The organism is Actinoallomurus purpureus (assembly GCF_024055795.1).
Lineage (GTDB): Bacteria > Actinomycetota > Actinomycetes > Streptosporangiales > Streptosporangiaceae > Actinoallomurus > Actinoallomurus purpureus.
The window spans coordinates 12,864-30,894 of the sequence record NZ_JAMXMY010000041.1 but is presented as its reverse complement, the minus strand read 5'-3'; the positions used below and the strand labels follow the sequence as shown (position 1 = coordinate 30,894).

Below are 18,031 nucleotides of genomic sequence, written 5' to 3'. Positions count from 1 at the left end.
ACGGGCGGCACCGGCGGTTCCGAACGTGGACCGGCCACATCGAGCCAGCCCGGCCCCACCACGCTCCCGACACGACCGCCCGAGACCGCACCCGCCGCCGCCCGCCCCAGCGAGACGGCACGCCCGAACATCGCCGAGATGCTGAACGGCGACGGCCGGAAAGGGCCACAGTCCGGCACCACCCCCGGCCACCCCGAAGGCCCGGCCGGCAACGGCCCCCGACCGGGTGAGACCGGGCCGGGGCCGAGAGAGGGCGCGACCGGCCCGAGACCGGGCGAAACCGGCAGCGCCACGAGACCCGGGGATGGTCCCACCGCCACCAGGCCAGGCGAAACCGGAAGCGGTACGAGACCTGAGGAGGGTCCCACCGGCACCAGGCCGGGCGACCCAGCAACCGCCACGGGGCGGACGCCCCAGAATGCGACGCCCGACCCGGCCGGCATGGCACGGAACGCGATGACCGAGGCGCGGCGGGCGGTCGCGCCGGACGGTCTGCCGCTGCGGGACGGCGGCGTACAGGTGACCGCCGCCGACGGCCGGTCGGTCCACCTGCCGTACGAACGCCTGCACGAGGCGCAGGACCGGCTCGCGGCCCGTGCGGCCGACGGCGCCACGGGCGAACGCCTGCGTGCCGAGGCCGCCAGGTGGCTGGGCGAGGAGATCGCCCGGTCGACCGGGGGGCATCCGGCCGAGGGTGGGCTGGAGGCCCTGCACCGGCTCGTCGAGCATTCACCGGAGGCGCGTCCCGTCGCCACCGAGCTGGCTCACGAGACCCTGTCCGCCCACCCGGAGCGGACGGACCTGGCCGCGGACTGGCCCACGAGTGAGACCAGGCCCGAGCCGAGCCCGGTGATGCGTCCGGGCATGCACGAACCGGCAGCCCGGGAGATCGTCCACCAGGCGGAGGAACTGGCCGCCGGCCTGTCCACCCCGGTCGTACCCGATCCGGGTGCGGCCCAGGCGCCGCGTACCGGGCCGGAGGGGCGTCCCCCGGGCACCGTCGAGTCGGCACCGGACGCCGCCGCGAGCACGGTGCCCGCGCCGGTCCGGCCGGCGCACCTGCACGACCTGACCGTCGGGGAGATCGGGTCGGCGGCGGCGGATCTGCGTCGAGTGACCGGCTGGGACTGGAATCCGGACACGGGGACGCTGCAGGTACGGACCGGGGCCGGAGCGGTGCACGAGTTCCACGTGAGCGTGGGGGAAACGGACGGCGCGCCGGCGCGGACGCGGGTCGGCGCGGACGGCCGGACGCACGAGGTCACGTTCGCGCCGTGGGTGATGTCGAAGGAGGCGGCGCAGGCCGCCCACCTCCCGCCCGAGCGGGTCGCCGAGGCCGCGGATCAGCTGCCGCGAACGTTGCTGCACGAGGTCACCGACACGTTGCAGCGGGTCTCGGCCAGAGAGGCCAGGGCGGGTCAGGGCATGATCCGCCGCTTCCTGGAGGCGATCGGTCCCGAGCGGCACGGGGATCGGTCGGCGTCGGGCTACAACCAGCACCGGTACCTCGCGGACAAGTGGCTGCACGCCACCAAGCCGGTGGAGCGGGCGCACTACGTGCGGGAGATCAACGACCTGGCGCGGGATCTGCGCGCGGAGGGCCGTACTCCTCCGTCGCCGCCGTGGGTCAGCGGAGCCGACGGCCTCCTGCCGGCCGAGCGGCCCGCCGCTTCGACCACGCCGGAGGCCGCCCGGCTCGCCGAGCTGACCGACCAGGTCGGCAAGGTCCGCGAATCGGTGCGGAACGACATCACGGCGCTGGAAGAGCGCGTGGCAGAGCACCGGAGGCAGGCCGACGAGGCCGGCAAGGACGTGCAGTCCGCCTTCGACAAGGTCACCAAGACCGCGACCGAGCGCGACCATGCCGCGGCCACCCGCGCCACCGACGCGGTGGCCGACGGCCAGGCGGCGCTGGACCGGCAGGTGCGCCACACGAAGATCGCCGACGGGTACGAGAAGGCGCTGAACGAGGCGCGGAACGCGCAGGTCAGCTACGACGCAGCACGAAGCTGCCTGGAACAGCTCGCGGACCGGCCGGACGCCTTCACCGCCAAGGCCACCGCGGACGCCGCCGTGATCCTCGCCAGGAGAGGCGCAGAGGACCTGGCGTCGTACGGCCATGCGATGGACAGGACCGTGCCGCCGGACGCCGCCCTGCCCAGCGCCGAGATCACAGGGCTGGCCCACCTGAACGGGCTCACCGGGAGGACCAACGAGCTCGTCGAAGCGGCCGGTTCCACCAGCCGGTTCGCTCCCGACGCGCTGGAGAAGACCCTGCGCGCGAGCACCCACGACCTCCTGTCCGAAGGCGGCGTGCTGGTGCCCCTGGACGAGCCCGGCGCGTTCGTTCGGATCCAGGCCGAGGTGACCGACCTGGTCGAGGTCAAGCCGGTGATGGAGCCCTCCGAGATCGGGAGCGGAGGATTCGCGGAAGGCGGCCACACGCACGGAGCGACAGCCGCGCACACCCAGACGACGGTGGTCTCGGCAGACTCGTCGAAGCTGGTCATGTTGATCCCCGATGGCGTCCACCCGATCCTGGACGGCGCCAAGGCGGTGTTGAAGAAATTCGGTCCCAGCGTCGAGGTCGACGTCGGCCGGAGCCGGTCGGTCAGCGGAAACGGCCTCCAGCACGGACAACCCGGGGCGGTCGTCGCCATCCGGAACGGTGATGTGCGGGTGCTGGACGGCCGGGTCACCTACAAGGTGTCGGTGAAGCCAGGGCATGACATTCCGGAGACGCCGGTCACGCGTGTCACCGAGGGCACCCGGGACGACAAACCGACCATGCAGCTGCAGCTTTCCAACAGCTTCACCGGACGGGACCTGCCGCACAGCGTGCAACTTCCCGCGGGCGAGGGCACCGGGAAGATGCCCCACCACGCCGTGGTCGAGCTGAAAGGCCTTGAGAAATGGCACGACGACGTCGTCGAGGCCATCAACCGGGAGAAGGGCGAAGTCGACCCTGTCACCAGGGACCAGCTGCGGAACATCCTGACTCAGGAGGCCAAGGAACATCTGGCGCAGATGGTCAACAAGCCGAACGGCGAGCGTCGGGCCATCCCCGGCACGGACCTGGCCATACGGTTCGAGGCCGACCTCGACGTAGGGAAGTTCGTCGCCCTGCACTCCAGCAAGGCGGACTGGCTGGAAAAGGTCGATGTCGGCCTTTTGGGTACGTCCGGGAACCAGTCGTTCAACGTGTCCAGGCAGGTCGGCGGCGCGCTCCCGCTCCCGATCGACAAGTTGTGGGGCGGCGCCAAGGACCTGATGCCCGGAGCGCACGAGGTCAACGTCGGCATCAGCGGGAAGCTGAACGGCAGCCGTGGCGTCACGCACGCCGAGACGGTGAACGTCGCGGGCACGTCGGTGGCGGTGTCCGTCGAGCGCTTCGTGGGCCGGACCCAGGCCGAGCTCATCCAGCCGGGTGGAGTCGTGGTCAGGGCACACCTCTATTCGCTGTCGGACAACCGGTCGCTGGGAACCGTTTCCGCGGACCTCGGCGGAATGATCCGGCTGTCCGCGAAGGACGCCGCCGAGGCCGGCATGCCCGTCGACGTGGCGGCGGTCAAAGTGGACGAGTCCGGTGCGATCGTCCGTAACCCCGACGGTTCGGTGGCGACGCCGGAGGATCACGGCCCGGTCGCGCCGTCGGAGCGCAAGGGCATCCCGGCGTACATCGGCGACGGCGACGGCCAGCTGCGGGGATCCGGGTCGCCGGTCAAGGACATCACGGGTATCGGCGAAGTCGTGACCAAGGCGATGCCGATGCTCCAGGAGCTGGATCTGGTTCCGGAGCTGGACGGCAACGAGATGCCGATCGCGCCGAAGCACCCGGATCGGCTGGAGTTCCTGCACGAGCTCGCGAACCTGCGGAGACTGGAGGACTTCCCGGAGCGGTTCTTCGATCCCCACTACGACCAGCTCTGCCAGGGGGGCATGGGCTTCGAGCTGCCCAACGGCTACTCGGCCACGGTGGGACTGCGCCAGCACTTCGACGAGTTCACCGATCTCGGCCCGGACAGGTCGAGGAACATGATCAAGCTGAACATCGACTCTCAGTCGTCCAGCACCGGCGTCAACGATTCGGTGGCCTGGTCCGGTGGTGCCGGCGTCTCCGGTTCCTGGAAGAACTTCGGCGACCATCAGGCCGGCTTCGACGCGAATCTCGGCGGCGGTGGCGAAGTGAATCGCGGCCACTCCGTCGGCCGGACGGACACGGCCTTCGTCAACCATGTCGGGCTCAAGGAGCTCAAGCAGCTGCGAGTCTTCGAGGGAAAGCACGAGGCCTACCTCGAGATCCGGGACCGCGACCACAAGCTGGTCGGCCGGTTCACCGCGGACGGCACGGCCAAGGTCGCGTGGCCGAGCGAGATCCTGCCGGATGCTCAGGCCCGGTCGGCCGAGGTGGAGCGTCTCCGCTCCCCGGAAGGCATACAGCCGACGCCGGAGAAGCTGGCGAAGAAGGCGTACTGGGAGCAGGTCGACGCCGGTCCGGTGCTCGACGACCTCAGCCGGAAGGTTCCCGCCAGGGTGCTGTCGACGGAGGGCGCCAAGGCGTTCCTCAACTCCGCCAGTATCCGCGGCGCCAAGGCCAAGTTGCTGGAGAACGGATACGAGACCAGCGTCGTCGTCGATCCGCACGGTCCGCGGCCGCGCAGCTACACGATCAAGGCCGAGATCGACAGGCTGGGGCCGTCGAAGGTCACCGATACGCACGACGCGGTGACCGCAGACGTCAACCTGACCGTCGAAGGCACGGCGACCTCCTCGTCGCATACGAACAAAGGCGGGCACGTCGGCGGTTCGCTCGGCGGCGGCCGCCACGGTGCCGACGGATCGAGCGTGGACGGCGGTGCGGACGTCTCCAAGTCCTGGAGCGAGACGACCGGAGAGTCGAAGAACTCCTCTGCAGGGCTGGAGCGGCTGGACATCCAGGTCGGCAAGGATGTCGGAGTCCACGCGAGCGCACATCTGAAGATCACCGTCACCGACGACCTCACCGGCAAGAGCTGGGAGTCGTCGGGTGACGTCGGGGCACGGCTGGGCGTGCGCGAGAACGACATGCTTCAGATGCATCTGGACAACGAGTACCACCTCCCACTGGATCGCATGTCCGACCTCGTCGAGCGGCTCGGCAACGGCAGCACCGAACTCGGTCCGAACCGCGCCGTCCAGGTGGTCGGCCGGTACGCCGAGGACCTGCAGGCGGCCATCCACTCCGGCGCGGAACTGCCGCTGTTGGCCAAGGCGCACACGCCGGAGTTCCTCGGCGACCTGCTGGAGAAGGTGACGGGAGTCGGCCACGACCTGACCGGGACGCCCGAGGAACACCGTCTGAACGAGGTGGCCACCCACGCCAGGGATCTGGAACTGGCGCCTGTGGAGGCGGCGCTGCCCGAGGCGTACGAGAAGGGGGTGGGCATGAGCCTGTACGACGACGTCAGCCTCGACAAGTCCATCCATGACGCGGTCCTGGAGGCGGTCGAGAAGAACGCGCCCGGCGCGCTGGACCGGGACCCGACGCTGCGGCAGGCGCTGTCCCAGATGTACGAGGGTGAACGCTGGGAAGGTCCCAGCGACAACATGTTCGACCCCTGGGGAGCCAGGGACGACGTGCGGGTGGTGGACGAAGCCGGCCGAAGCGAGATGCTGACCATCAGGGTGAAGGCCGAATGGAACGGCAGGGCGGTCATGTACGACAAGATCCCCGGGAAGGTGGCGATCTTCCAGGCGTACACCTACAAGGGACACGGCTGGACCAAGTCCGTCGGCCATTCCCTCGGCGGTGACGTCAATGCGACCAACGGCCATGCGGCCGGCGGCTCGACGAACGGCTCGGTCGGGACCGGCCGCAGCAGGTCCGTCACCACGTCCGTCGGTCACGAGGAGATCAGGCTGAAGCGGCTGATGTGGACGGATGCCGACAGCCCGGCGGCGAACGCCGCCAAGGCCGCGAACGAGACGGGCAAGCGCAGCTTGCTCGACGACAAGACGGGCATGGCACAGCTCGTGCACCCGGTCAAGATCACCGTCACCGCCGAGCGTGTCCCCTTGGAGCCGGGACAGGTGAAGCCGCCGAGCGCGGAACGCCCGGCACCCGTCCCGGTCGAGGTGCACGGCACGGTAGGTCGCACACTGCCGGCGCGGATGGTCCGGGACGCCGCCGAGCCCGGCGCTTCGGCGGCCGACCACGTACCCGATCATCGGCCGCTCAAGATCGGCAACGACTTCGCCGTCGAGCGAGTGGAGCCCGAAGGCATCTACCACGCCCTGCGTGAGAACTCCGTCGACCTGCTCGGCAAGGGATCGGAGTGGGAGGTCGAGAGGCGGCTCCAGCACGAATTGTCGGCGCTGCAGCGGCAGGGCCGGGTCGAGCAGATGATGGGCGAGGACGGCTTGCGACTCCGCATCAAGGTCGGCCGGCACGAGGTGGAGGCCGTCATCCGGATGGAGCTGTCGGACCCGCGGATCCGCGACGTCGGCGGCGCCGAGATCAGCCAGGTCGACCGGCGGGATTACACCGAATCCTCGTCCGCCTCGCGGAGCGAGCTGTTCCCGCCGAGCCGCAGCGTCGGAGTCGGCGGCGAGCTGGGGCTCGGGGTGAAACAGTCCTCCGGGGCCCAGGCGTCCAGGTCCATCTCGGACGGCGGCGGCGCCCGGTTCGAGCACCAGGTGTTCGTCACCACCAAGGAGGCGCACAGCGGCAGTTTCACCGCCAAGTACAGGATGGCCATCTATCGGGACGGCAAGTTCATGCGCGAGGCGGTCACGCACGGCGGCGTCAACCTGACGGTCGCCGGGCATGAGCTCGCGGCCGCGCGGGCCCGGCAGGAGACGGTGCCGCTGCCCGAGATCCCGGACGGCGGTGCGCCCGCCGTGGGATCGGGCCGTCGTGAAGCCAACGCCGGCTGGGAGCCTGTCGAGCTCGACCCGGCGAGGCCGTCGGCGCCGCTGCTGCGAGCGCTCATCGACGCCCGCATGGACGACAGGGCGGTCTCGATCGAGGTGCCCGGTGGCCCGGACGGCGTGCGACGCTACACCGCCTTGCCGGACGGCACGCTGCGCAGCGACGACGACCCTTGGATCGACGCAGGGTTCGCCGACGGGTTCGGCAGGTTGCACCCTTCCCTGGCCATCACTGCGGACGATCACGGGATCGACCTGCGCAGGGTGTTCAACCAGCCTGGCGAGGGCACGTTCGCCGACAAGGTACGCGCCGTGTTCACCGCACAGGGTGTCCCGATCCCACCGGAGGCGGCCGCGCCGGTCAGCTTGGTGCCCGAGGCCGGTGGCCGGCCGAATCCCGGGCACGGCGAGGTGACCGGCGAGGGGAGCGTCGGGCCGACCCACGGAGGCGGCGCGTGACCCCGCCGGGTGACGACCCAGCCGTGGCGGGCCGCGGCCCCGGGTGCGCGTCGGGCACGCGGCGGACCGAGAAGGAGGAAGGACCATGCCGTTCGCGGTAGCGCGGACCCGGGACGAGGCACACCTGTACCTCGACCTGCATCCGTGCGAGGACTGTGGATCGGTGGACACCGCCTGGGACAGCGCGCTGGTCAACGTCGGCGGCGAGCTGGCCAACCGGTACGCCGGCACGTGCGCCGGGTGCGGCCGGCCGCGCGAGTACCTCTTCGGCCTGCCCGAGCGGGAGGTCGCGCCCGTCGGTTTCCCGACGTTCGGCGGTCCGGAGCCGTCGCAACTGGTGGATGCGGGACAATGGCTCTGGGTGGCCGATCTGTCCGCCGAGAGCGCGGCCACGGCCGACCCGGAGGAGGCAGGAGGAGCGCTGGCCATCGCGTCGGCCGCCGTCGAGGAGATCGTCAAGTTCATGGACGCGCGCGCCGAGCGGGTGCCGGAGCGTGCGTTCTGGTCGGAGATCGGGCGGCGGGTCCGCGATCAGGACCCGGGCCGGTTCACCCGCGCGCGGCTGGCGGAACTCCGGGAGACTCTGTCCCGGCGCGCGGCCGGGAACCCGGTGCGGCCTGGCACGGCACGCGAACGAGGAGTGGGCTGAGACGTTGCGATACGCGAGGACCCTGGTCGAGGCGTACCTGTACCTCGACCTCACCGCAGCCGCGGACGAGTCCGGCGCCGGCGCGGGTGGTGACATCCGGCCGCGGACGACGCTGACCGAGGGCCCGGACGCCTGGACGCTTCGCTTCGGCGGCGCGGACAACGCCGGCGGAGGCGATGACGCCGGCGGGGGCAGGCCGGAACCGGTCGATGTCCACGTGCGCTACGCCACCGAGGACGCGGCGCGGCGCCGTGGCCTGCGCTTCGGCGCGGACACCTCCGAGCTGATCGATGCCGGCCAGTGGGTCCAGCTCAGCACCGTGTACGCGCGACGGGCGCTGCGGGAGGGCATCGCGTACGCCCAAGACCCGACGGACGAGCGGTACCACGGCCTGGTGGCCGACTGGACGTTCGCCCGGGACGCGGCGATCGAGGCCGCGAAATTCCTTCCGGAGGGAGCCCAGGAGGTGCCCGACGAGGCGTTCTGGACGCCGCTGGGCACCGAGACCCGCCGCCAGGCATCGGACCGCTTCACGCGCGACCGGCTGGACCGGGACATCGCGTTCTACCAGCAGAGCCTGGAGGATGCCCGACGCAGGCGTGGGGGAGCCGCCTGACCTTAGGCAGGGCCTGGACCCGCCCGGGAACGGCGTGACCGGTGTCAGGAGTAGCGCTTGAAGATGTCCTCGAACAGGCCCATCGCTCGGGACATCGCTTCGTTGGGGGACACGGGGCCGTCCGGCTTCCCGGCCCCCCACTGCTCGGCCAGCTTCTCGGGGTCGCCGAATGCCGGTTTCATCAGCTCGTTGGTCTGGTCGGTGATGTCCTGACCCGCCTTGCCGGCGGCCTCGAGGATGGCCTCGGCGAGGGCTTCGGAGCCGAGCCGCATGGCCCGCGGGTCGATCTTCAGGCTCTGCAGGGCGCCGCCGCGCGCGACCTCGACGACCACCTTGCCGTCCGCGGCCTCGCCCCGTCCGCGCGCCTCGGCGAGCTTGGTCCGCGCCTCCGCGAACCGCTCGGCCTGCTCGGTGAGCTTCTTGCGGACGCCTTCCATCCCCTGGCTCGCGTCGATGGCTCCCTCGTAGGGCGTCATGGCAACTCCTGAACGCTCCGCATCAAAAAGGCGCGCACCCGGCGAAAGGCGCTCTCATCAAAGATCCGAGACTAACGGGAGATGCGCGTTACCGCTAGGTAACAAGACGGAAGTCCGCACCGGTCACGCGCGCCGCGCCGCGCTGCCGGGCGCGGCGCAAGCGGATCTCAGGCGTTCCCCTCCTCCAGATGGGCGGTCTGGATCAGCCGGTGTCCGGTCCGGCGCTCGACGAAGGTGCCGCGGCCCGGGGGCAACGAGCGGGGCCGTACGTCGAACACCGCTCCTTCGTCCTTGTTACCGGACATGACCAGTGCCGGTGAGGCCATGTCCTTCAGCCGCTGGATGATCGGGTCGTACAGCGACCGGCCCGCGCCGCCCATGCTGCGCGCCAGGACGATGTGCAGACCGATGTCACGGGCCTGGGGGATCAGATCGGCGAGCGGCGCGAGCGGGTTGCCCGACGGCGTTGCCACGAGCTCGTAGTCGTCGATGAACACGAACAGGTCCGATCCGGTCCACCAGGAGCGGCTTCGCAGCTGCTCCGGGGTCAGGTCCGCCGGTGGGAGCCGCCTGATCAACGCGCCGTGGACGTCCTTGACCAACTGCGTCGCGGCCGTCGATGACGCCGCATAGCCGATGCGGTGCTCGGTCTCCGCGGTGTCCAGGAGGGACCGCCGGAAGTCGAGGAAGACGAGCCGGGCCTCCTGCGGCGTGTAGCGCTCGACGATCGAGTCGGCCATGAGCCGCAGCACGTTCGACTTACCGCACTCGTTGTCCCCGAACAGGATGAAGTGCGGATCCGCGTCGAAGTCGATCAGCACCGGCGCCAGGTTGTCCTCGTCGATCCCGATCGGTACACGGCGGCCTGTCTCCTGCGCGTTCGGCAGGGAGGCCGTCTGCAGCGACGCGGGCAGCATCCGTACCTGGGGGGCGGTCGGGCCCTGCCAGGCCCCCGCCACCGCCTCGACCAGTTTCTGCACCCCGTCGGAGAGATCCTCGGACGTGGACCGGCTGTCGACCCTCGGCAGCGCGGCGAGGAAGTGCAGGCCCTCGCGGGTCAGACCGCGTCCCGGTCGCCCTTCGGGAACGTTCGCGGCCATCTTCCGGTTGAACTCCGACTCGTACGGGTCACCGAGCCGAAGTTCCAGCCGCGACCCGAACAGGTCACGGATGTTCATTCGGAACTCCGACCACTTGTTGGTCGCCGCGACGACGTGGATGCCGTAGCCGAGCCCGCGGGCGGCCAGTTCGGTGACGGTCGACTCGACCTGCTCGAAGTCCTGCCGGACCGTGAGCCAGTTGTCGACGACGAGGAACACGTCACCGAACCCGTCACCGGGGATCTGGCCGGAGGCGCGCATCCGCCGGTAGGTGGCGATCCCGTCGATGCCGCGGTCGGCGAAGTACCGCTCCCGCTCCTCGAGCAGTGTCGCGACCTCGGCCACCGTCCGGCGTACGCGGTCGCCGTCGAGGCGGGTCGCCACGCCTCCGACATGCGGCAACCCCGCGAGGGGAGCGAGGGTTCCGCCGCCGAAGTCGAGGCAGTAGAACTGCACCTCCTGAGGGGTGTGCATCAGCGCGAGAGAGGTGATGAGCGTCCGCAGCACCGTCGACTTCCCGCTCTGCGGTGTTCCCACCACGCCGACGTGACCGGCCGCCCCGGAGACGTCGAGCCACATGGGGTCGCGACGCTGGTCGAACGGGCGGTCGACGATACCGATCGCCGCGTGCAGCAGGCCACGGCCGTCCCAGCCCGCCGTCGTGAAGCCGTGCTCCGGAGTGGCCTGAAGGTTGGGCAGCATCTGGTCGAGCGTGGAGGACTCCTCCAACGGAGGCAGCCAGATCTCGTGCGCCGGCGGCCCTTGGCCGGTCAGGCGCCCGACCACGATGTCGAAGAGGGTGTCCTGGTTCTTCTCGTCCGGCTCCGGCGCGGCCTGCTGGGGCTCCTCGATGATCTGCGGGCGGATGTAGTCGGGGCCGAACGGCACGATCTGCTTCATCACGCGCGGACCCGTCTCGTGGTGAATGCTCGCGCCGTCCGGCGTGTACGTCCCGGAGACGTACGCCGCCTTGAACCGGGTCATCGCCTCGGTGCCGATCTTGAGGTATCCGTTACCGGGCGCCTGCGGCAGCTCGTACGCGTCCGGTACGCCGAGCACGACGCGGGACTCCATCGCCGAGAACGTGCGCAGGCCGATGCGGTACGACAGGTGGGTGTCGAGGCCGCGGAGCTTGCCCTCCTCCAGTCGCTGTGAGGCCAGCAGCAGGTGCACGCCGAGCGACCGGCCGAGGCGGCCGATCATCACGAACAGCTCGGCGAACTCCGGCTTGGCACTGAGCAGCTCGGAGAACTCGTCCAGGACGACGAACAGCGTCGGCATCGGCTTGAGCGCCGCGCCCTGTTCGCGCGCCTTCTCGTAGTCGCGCAGCGAGGCGTAGTTCCCGGCGGCCCGCAGCCATTCCTGGCGTCGCACCATCTCACCGTGCAGCGCGTCGTACATGCGGTCGACCAGCGGGAGCTCGTCCTCCAGGTTGGTGATGACGGCCGAAACGTGCTGGAGGCCGTCCATCCCGAGGAACGTCGCGCCGCCCTTGAAGTCGACGAGCACGAAGTTGAGCACCTCGGACGAGTGCGTCATGGCCAGGCCGAGGACGAGCGTGCGCAGGAACTCCGACTTACCGGAACCGGTCGCGCCGATGCACAGGCCGTGCGGGCCGAAGCCTCCCTGTGCCGCCTCCTTGATGTCCAGCTCCACCGGGTGCCCCTCGACGTCCACGCCGACCGGCACGCGCAGCCGGTTGCGGGGCGCGCGGGGCCGCCACGCCACACGGGTGTCGATGCCGTACGGGTCGTTCATCCCGAGCAGAGACGTCAGGTTCATGCTGCCCGACAGGGCGTCGTACTCCTCGCCCGCGACCTCGCTCGCCCGCAGCGGCGCGAGCTGGCGGGCCAGGGCCTCCGCCTGCAGGAGGCTGAACTGGTCCGGCTTGCCGATCGCGGTCGGCATGTCCTTGCCCGTACGGTCGCGCTTGAGCATGTGCATCTGCTCGGGTGTGACGTTCAGCCGCAGCATGGTGTTGTCCGCGGTCGGCGTCACCGAGCCGGTGAGGTCCACCACGCACACGCCGTCGATGCCGTCCGCCCCGATCTGGGAGTCCGGCGTCACCATGCCACCGTCCATGACGATGATGTGGTACGGCAGGTCGTTCTGGGACAGGCCGGGGGTGAACCGCGGGCGGTCCTTCACCTCCTGGCCGAGCAGGGACTCCAGCTCCGACAGGCTGCGTGCGATCAGCCGTACCGGGCCGGCGGCGTCGTCCTCGTCCGGGTGCATGGAGTGCGGCAGCCACTTGACCCACTCCCAGTACGGCATCCGCTCCGGCGATGCGCAGACGCAGATCCGCACGTCGTCGGGGGAGTGGAACGACGCGATCTGGGAGATCATCGCCCGGACGACCCCACGGGCGGTCTCCAGATCGCCCATCGCCTGGATCCTGGCGAAAGACGCGAGGTTGACCGCGACCGGGAGCTTGGGCACGGTGGAGTGCGCCCGCACGAACCTCCGCAGCGCACCGGCGGTCATCGGCTCGAGATCCTCGACCGGTTTCGTCTCCGGCACGATCAGCTGCACGGCGAGCCGCTGCGGCCCGGTACCGACGCGAACGCTGCCGAAGTCCTCGTCGCGGGGCCGGCGTTCCCACAGGCGGGCGCTCATGACGAGCGACCACAGCGACTCGGGAGCCGGACTGTTCCACTCGAGCGCCTCGCGCTGCTGCTTGGCCGCCCGGCGCACCTTCCGGCGGGTCTGCGCGAGATAGCGGTAGTAGTCGCGCCGCTCACCGTTCAGCTTGAACTTGCGCTCGCCGGCGCCGCGGCCGACCTGTCCGAGCATCATGCCGCCCATGGCCAGGGCCATGCCGCCGCTGCTGACCATCGTCAGCGGATTCGAGACGCCGCCCGCCGCGACCATCAGCCCGCTCATTCCCGCCATCGCGGCCATGGGCAGATAGGTCATGACGACCTGGAACCCGCCGCTGGTCACCTCGGGGATCTCCGGGGGGGACTCGAGCAGGATCTCGCCCTTGGGCATGGACGGAGCGGGCCGCCTCTCCTGACGGCGAACCAAGGTCGTACTCAACCGGTACCTCCGCGGCCGTTACTCTGCTGTGGCCAGAATTGGTAGGTAATCGGGGCCATCCTATGAAGAGTCTGAGGCATAGGGGCCTTGTAGTGGAGCCGAAGAGGGTGGAAGACCGTTGAGCTCGACCGCAGGAACGGAACTGAGCCGGGTCACGATCGTCGCCCCCCACAGGCGCATCGACCTGTCCCTGCCGGCGGACGTACCGCTCGCCCACATGCTGCCCACGCTGCTGCGCGTGGCCGGCCCGAACCTCGCCGACGCCGGCCTCGCCCACTCCGGCTGGGTGCTGCAGCGCCTCGACGACGCGCCGTTCGACCCAGGGCGCTCGCTGTCCCAGCTCGGTGTCCGTGACGGCGAGATCCTGTACTTCCGTCCGGGGATGGCGCAGATCCCGGAGATGTCCTTCGACGACGTCGCGGACGTCATCGCCACCGGGATCAAGGATCGGTCCGACCGGTGGCGGCCGCACAGCACGCGTAGCTTCGGCCTGGGCGCGGCGGGGGCCGCACTCGCCGTCGGGGCGGTCGCCGTCGTGCTCTCGGGGCCGCCCTGGATCGCCCCGGCCATCGCCGCCGGAATCGTCGCGTTCCTGCTGCTCATCGGGGCCATGGCCGTGTCCCGTGCGTTCGGCGACTCCGGTGCCGGCGCCGTGCTCGGCTACGCCGCGCTGCCGTACGGATTCCTCGCGGGGCTGCTGGCTCCGGCGCGGTCGGGCATCCAGATCACCCACGTCGGTGCGCCACACCTGCTCGCCGGCTTCAGCGCGGCCATGCTGGTCGCGGTGATCGCGGGCTTCTCGGTCGCCGACGGGGTGCCCGTCTTCCTCGGCGCCGCGATCGCGGCGGCGATGGGCGCCGTGGGCAGCGGTCTCGGCTACGCGTTCCCGAACCTCCCGGCGGCCGGCGTGGCGGGTACGGTCGCGGCCGTGGTGATGGCCTTCACCGGGCTGATCCCCACTCTGTCGTTCCGGCTCGCCCGGTTGCCGCTGCCCGCCGTGCCGACCAGCGCGGAGGACCTGCGGCGCGACACCGAACTGGTCGACGGCAGGGCGGTCCTGAAGCGCACGACCGTGGCCGACCGGTACGCCACGGGCCTGGCGGCCGCCGTGGCCATGGTCGCCATGGGCGGCATGCTGTTCCTCGCGGCCTCGCCCAAGTGGTCCGGCCCGACGACGGCGGCGGCCATGGCGGTGTCGCTGTTGCTGCGCGCCCGGATCTTCCGGGGCCGCGAACAGCGCGTGTGGATGCTCACCTCGGGGCTCGTGGGGCTCGGTGCCCTCGACATCGGCCTGGCGCTGCGCGGCGGCCAGGTGACGACGCTGGCGGGCGTGCTGCTCCCGCTGCTCCTCCTCGCCGGCATCGTCGTCGGCCTGGCCATGTGGTTGCCCGGTCACCGGCCGACCCCGTTCTGGGGGCGAGCGGGCGACATCATCGACATGATCGTGATCATCGCTCTTCTCCCCCTCGCGCTCGCCGCGCTCGACCTCTATTCCACGATCCGCGGCCTCAAGGGCTGAAAGGGTTATTGATGCAGACCCGGCGCGATCTCTACCAGGCCCACAAGCTGATGATGCAGCGGGTCGGCCTGGCGCTGCTGCAGGGCGAACCCGACGTCGCCGAGTCGCCGATGCGGCGGCCCTCGGTGGCCGCGTTCTCCGGTGCGATGGTCGCCGTGCTCATCGCCGCGGTCTTCGGCGTGATCGGGTTCATCTCACCGAGCGGAGCCAAGGGCCTCGACCAGGGCGGCACGGTCATCATCGAACGCGAGACCGGCACCAAGTACGTCTACGACACCAACCGCAAGCGGCTCTTGCCGGTCCTGAACTACGCGTCGGCCAAGCTCGCCCTCGACTCCGGCAACTCCGCCCAACGGGTGGTCTCGCGCAAGTCTCTCGCGAAGTTCACCCGCGGGCCCATGATCGGTATTCCGGGGGCTCCCGACTCGCTGCCCGACCCTAATCATCTCGTGAAGAAACCGTGGTCGGTATGCGTCCGCAACGGCACGACGACGGCCGGGGGCACCCGTTCGGTGACGTCCCTGGTGGCGGGCAGCAGCGTCGGCGGCCGCCTCCTCGGTGCCGGCCAGGCGGTCGTGGTCCAGGCGGGCGGCCAGTCGTACGTCATCTGGAACAACCAGCGGATGCACATGACGCTGCCGCCGGCGCAGGCCGGCAGCGTCACCAGGGTCCAGCCCGCCCCGGTCTCCCAGACCTGGCTCAACCCGCTCGACCAGGGCGCCGACTTCGTCGCCCCGCCGGTCGGGAACCGCGGTGGCGCCGTGCCGGGCGTGGACGGCAGTGTCGGCCAGGTCTTCAAGGTGCCGTCGGGTGCCTGGTACGTCCTGCTCTCGGATGGCTTCGCCCAGATCACGGAGACACAGGGCATCCTGCTCCTGGCCGAACCCCAGACCAAGGAAAACGCGTATCACGGCCAGGCCGCGGTCGCCCGCGACACCGACTTCGGCACCGTGACGTCCAAGCCGTCGACCCAGCACGTGATGGACGCCAGGCTTCCGCAGACCATGCCGGATTTCGTGCCCTGGGACGCCTCGACCCCGCTGTGCGCGGTCTACGCCGACATGGACAAGGGCTCCGTCAGCGCCCGGCTTTCGATCGGCGGTTCGCTGCCGGACGTCGACCCCACGATCTCCGGGCAGGGCACGACGGTGGACCAGGTGATCCTGCCGCCGGGGGGCGCCGCCCTGGTCGGCCTGCTGCCCGCCGCCAACGAGCTCAACGCCATCAACAGCTGGTACATCGTGAACGACGCGGGCGTCTGCTTCCCCCTGTCGTCGAAGGACACCGCCCAGAAGCTCGGCTACAACGTGAACAACGCCGCACCGATCCCCAAGGGTGTGCAGCAGCTGATGCCGACCGGGCCCACCCTCGACCCGACCGCGGCACGCAAGCCCGCGCCGGCACCTAAGGCGAACGGTTGAGGATGGACGTTGACGAGGGCAACTGAACTTTGACGTGAGCCGGTTCGGTGCGGTTCCAGGAGGACGGACATTAATTCTCCGAACGGTGCACGACAACTCCGAAACCTCTTCGAACCTGCTTTGAACCCGCAGGTCACAGCCCTGGAGGCCGTTCACGCATTCGTTGGCGCATTGTAACCAGGCGATAACATTATTCGCCTAATGGTCGGGTCGACTGGACTTTCGTAAGTTGCTGGACAGATCGCGACTTGCGCCGTAGGATTGTGTGCGATTTAGGGTAACGGGGTGTTCTCTAAGCCGACCGTTCTTCCCGCTCGGGTGGCGCGTCTGCGGTGACGGGACGCTGAGTACCGCACGTAGCCGATCACATGGAGGTGACGACTGTGGCGCAGCAGGAGACGGCACAGAATCGCGCGGCGATGAGGGTGGCGGCCGGTCACATCGACGACAGCGCCAGCCAGATCAGGGGTCAGCAGACCAACCTCAACTCGCACAAGGACGCCGTCCTGGTGGGGTGGAAGGGCGATGCCGCGTCCGCCTTCGGTGCCGCGTTCCTCGCCTTCGACGAGGACATGAAGAAGGTGCTCAGCACGCTGGACAAGCTCCACGAGAGCCTGGTCCACAACGAGATCAACTACCAGAAGAACGAGGAGTCCCAGAAAGAGGCCGTCAACAACATCCACAACTTCATCAACGGCTTCTGACGGGTCTGACAGCGGCGGAAAGGAACCTCCATGTCCTCTGAGTTCACTCAGGTAAACTTCACCGCGCTCAACACCGGCGAGGAAGACTTCGTCGCCGTCCACAACGCGGTGGTCGGCCTGCTGGAGGAGCTCGACAGGCAGCTCCAGTCGAACCTGGCGGATTGGACCGGTGACGCCCGGACCCAATACCACACCGCCAAGGCGCAGTGGACGGCCGCGGCGAACCACATGACGGCGGCCATGAACCAGCTGGCCAAGGTCATCGGCACGGCCCACGAGAACTACACAGCGGTCGAGAAGGCCAACGCGCAGATGTGGTGACCGCCTCGAAGAGATTCGAGTGCGAGACGTCCTGACGATGGCCCCGGTCGACACTACGCGACCGGGGCCGTCGTGTCTGTGCGACGGTGGGAACCGCGCGCGGCCGCAAACCGTCTGAAGACCAGGCGCAGGCAACTCCGCCTCCGCGTCCGGTCGCTGCCGAATCAGGTACTGAGTGTCGGGCCACCGGCCCGCCGGAGGAACGAGATGTCAGGCGACGGAACCTATATCGAGTACCAGTCCGCCGGAGAGGGCGGGGTCGTTGAGATCCCACACCCGCCGGTGACGGAGAATCCCCACGACCCGGTCCACTACTTCCAGGGCGAAGACGGCCGGTACTACTACTCGCCGGACGGAGAGCCGCACCCGGAATACGGGCAGCCTGGCATCAAAAAGACGGAGCCCCCGTCTCAGTACAAAATCGATACGCCCGAAAAGAACGAATCGTGGAAACACGAGGCGGCCAAGGGCTACAAGATGCATCCGGACGATCTCCGTACCCTGGCCAAGAATCTCCGGACTGACCTCAACGATCTCAAGTACTACATTCAGCAGAAGGCCGTGCCGGACATGTCCGGCACAGGTGCCATGGGAAGCGGCTACGCCGCTGCCGAGGACTACGAGGGTCTGGCCAGGTCATCGTCGCAGGCGTTCTCGACACAGTGGAACGCGGTGATCTCCACCTATGAGAACATCATCACTCTCCTGACCACCACCGCGGACAATGGTCAAAACGGTGAGGACGACACGCACCACGCCGTTAAGAACCACGCTGGAAACAAGGCCATCTAGCGGTCCGGCCGGGCGAGAGGGTAACG

The 18,031-nt window shown here is 69.6% G+C and carries 10 protein-coding genes; 8 read left to right on the top strand and 2 right to left on the bottom strand.

The window, feature by feature from the left end:
* Positions 1-441: 441 nt before the first annotated feature.
* The 3 genes from NE236_RS42350 (at position 442) to NE236_RS42340 (ending at position 8,633) form a co-directional block, all read left to right on the top strand.
* Positions 442-7,368: a hypothetical protein gene (locus tag NE236_RS42350; RefSeq protein WP_252847980.1), complete on the top strand. Its 6,927-nt coding sequence runs from the start codon at positions 442-444 to the stop codon at positions 7,366-7,368.
* Between the two features lie 85 nt (positions 7,369-7,453).
* Entirely contained in the window at positions 7,454-8,017 is a 564-nt protein-coding gene (locus tag NE236_RS42345) for a hypothetical protein (protein ID WP_252847979.1), read from the top strand.
* Positions 8,018-8,021: 4 nt separating this feature from the next.
* A complete protein-coding gene (locus tag NE236_RS42340; RefSeq protein WP_252847978.1) occupies positions 8,022-8,633 on the top strand; it encodes a hypothetical protein in 612 nt (203 codons plus the stop codon).
* 44 nt (positions 8,634-8,677) lie between these two features.
* On the opposite strand, the gene NE236_RS42335 is transcribed toward NE236_RS42340, so the two are convergent.
* Both NE236_RS42335 and eccCa read right to left on the bottom strand, forming a co-directional pair.
* Positions 8,678-9,109: a YbaB/EbfC family nucleoid-associated protein gene (locus tag NE236_RS42335; protein WP_252847977.1), complete on the bottom strand. Its 432-nt coding sequence runs from the start codon at positions 9,107-9,109 to the stop codon at positions 8,678-8,680.
* A 167-nt stretch (positions 9,110-9,276) separates the two neighbouring features.
* Entirely contained in the window at positions 9,277-13,200 is a 3,924-nt protein-coding gene (eccCa, locus tag NE236_RS42330; RefSeq protein ID WP_252847976.1) for a type VII secretion protein EccCa, read from the bottom strand.
* 166 nt (positions 13,201-13,366) lie between these two features.
* Here eccCa and eccD point away from each other — a divergent pair, with 166 nt between their 5' ends.
* The 5 genes from eccD (at position 13,367) to NE236_RS42305 (ending at position 18,005) form a co-directional block, all read left to right on the top strand.
* Positions 13,367-14,767, top strand: coding sequence for a type VII secretion integral membrane protein EccD (gene eccD / locus NE236_RS42325; RefSeq protein ID WP_252847975.1), 1,401 nt, complete (start codon positions 13,367-13,369; stop codon positions 14,765-14,767).
* 11 nt (positions 14,768-14,778) lie between these two features.
* A complete protein-coding gene (eccB, locus tag NE236_RS42320; protein WP_252847974.1) occupies positions 14,779-16,188 on the top strand; it encodes a type VII secretion protein EccB in 1,410 nt (469 codons plus the stop codon).
* A gap of 383 nt (positions 16,189-16,571) precedes the next feature.
* A complete protein-coding gene (locus NE236_RS42315; protein WP_252847973.1) occupies positions 16,572-16,892 on the top strand; it encodes a WXG100 family type VII secretion target in 321 nt (106 codons plus the stop codon).
* A gap of 30 nt (positions 16,893-16,922) precedes the next feature.
* On the top strand, positions 16,923-17,213 hold the full coding sequence (locus NE236_RS42310; protein WP_252847972.1) for a WXG100 family type VII secretion target: 291 nt from the start codon (positions 16,923-16,925) through the stop codon (positions 17,211-17,213).
* Positions 17,214-17,420: 207 nt separating this feature from the next.
* The gene (locus NE236_RS42305; protein ID WP_252847971.1) at positions 17,421-18,005 is read left to right on the top strand and encodes a hypothetical protein; all 585 of its coding nucleotides are present in this window, start codon (positions 17,421-17,423) and stop codon (positions 18,003-18,005) included.
* Positions 18,006-18,031: the final 26 nt, after the last annotated feature.

Excerpts from the sequence above, each read along its gene's own strand:
- NE236_RS42335 (WP_252847977.1), bottom strand. The coding sequence starts at position 9,109 with ATGACGCCCTACGAGGGAGCCATCGACGCGAGCCAGGGGATGGAAGGC.
- eccCa (WP_252847976.1), bottom strand. The coding sequence starts at position 13,200 with ATGCCCAAGGGCGAGATCCTGCTCGAGTCCCCCCCGGAGATCCCCGAG.
- NE236_RS42345 (WP_252847979.1), top strand. The coding sequence starts at position 7,454 with ATGCCGTTCGCGGTAGCGCGGACCCGGGACGAGGCACACCTGTACCTC.
- NE236_RS42305 (WP_252847971.1), top strand. The coding sequence starts at position 17,421 with ATGTCAGGCGACGGAACCTATATCGAGTACCAGTCCGCCGGAGAGGGC.
- eccB (WP_252847974.1), top strand. The coding sequence starts at position 14,779 with ATGCAGACCCGGCGCGATCTCTACCAGGCCCACAAGCTGATGATGCAG.
- NE236_RS42350 (WP_252847980.1), top strand. The coding sequence starts at position 442 with ATGGCACGGAACGCGATGACCGAGGCGCGGCGGGCGGTCGCGCCGGAC.
- NE236_RS42310 (WP_252847972.1), top strand. The coding sequence starts at position 16,923 with ATGTCCTCTGAGTTCACTCAGGTAAACTTCACCGCGCTCAACACCGGC.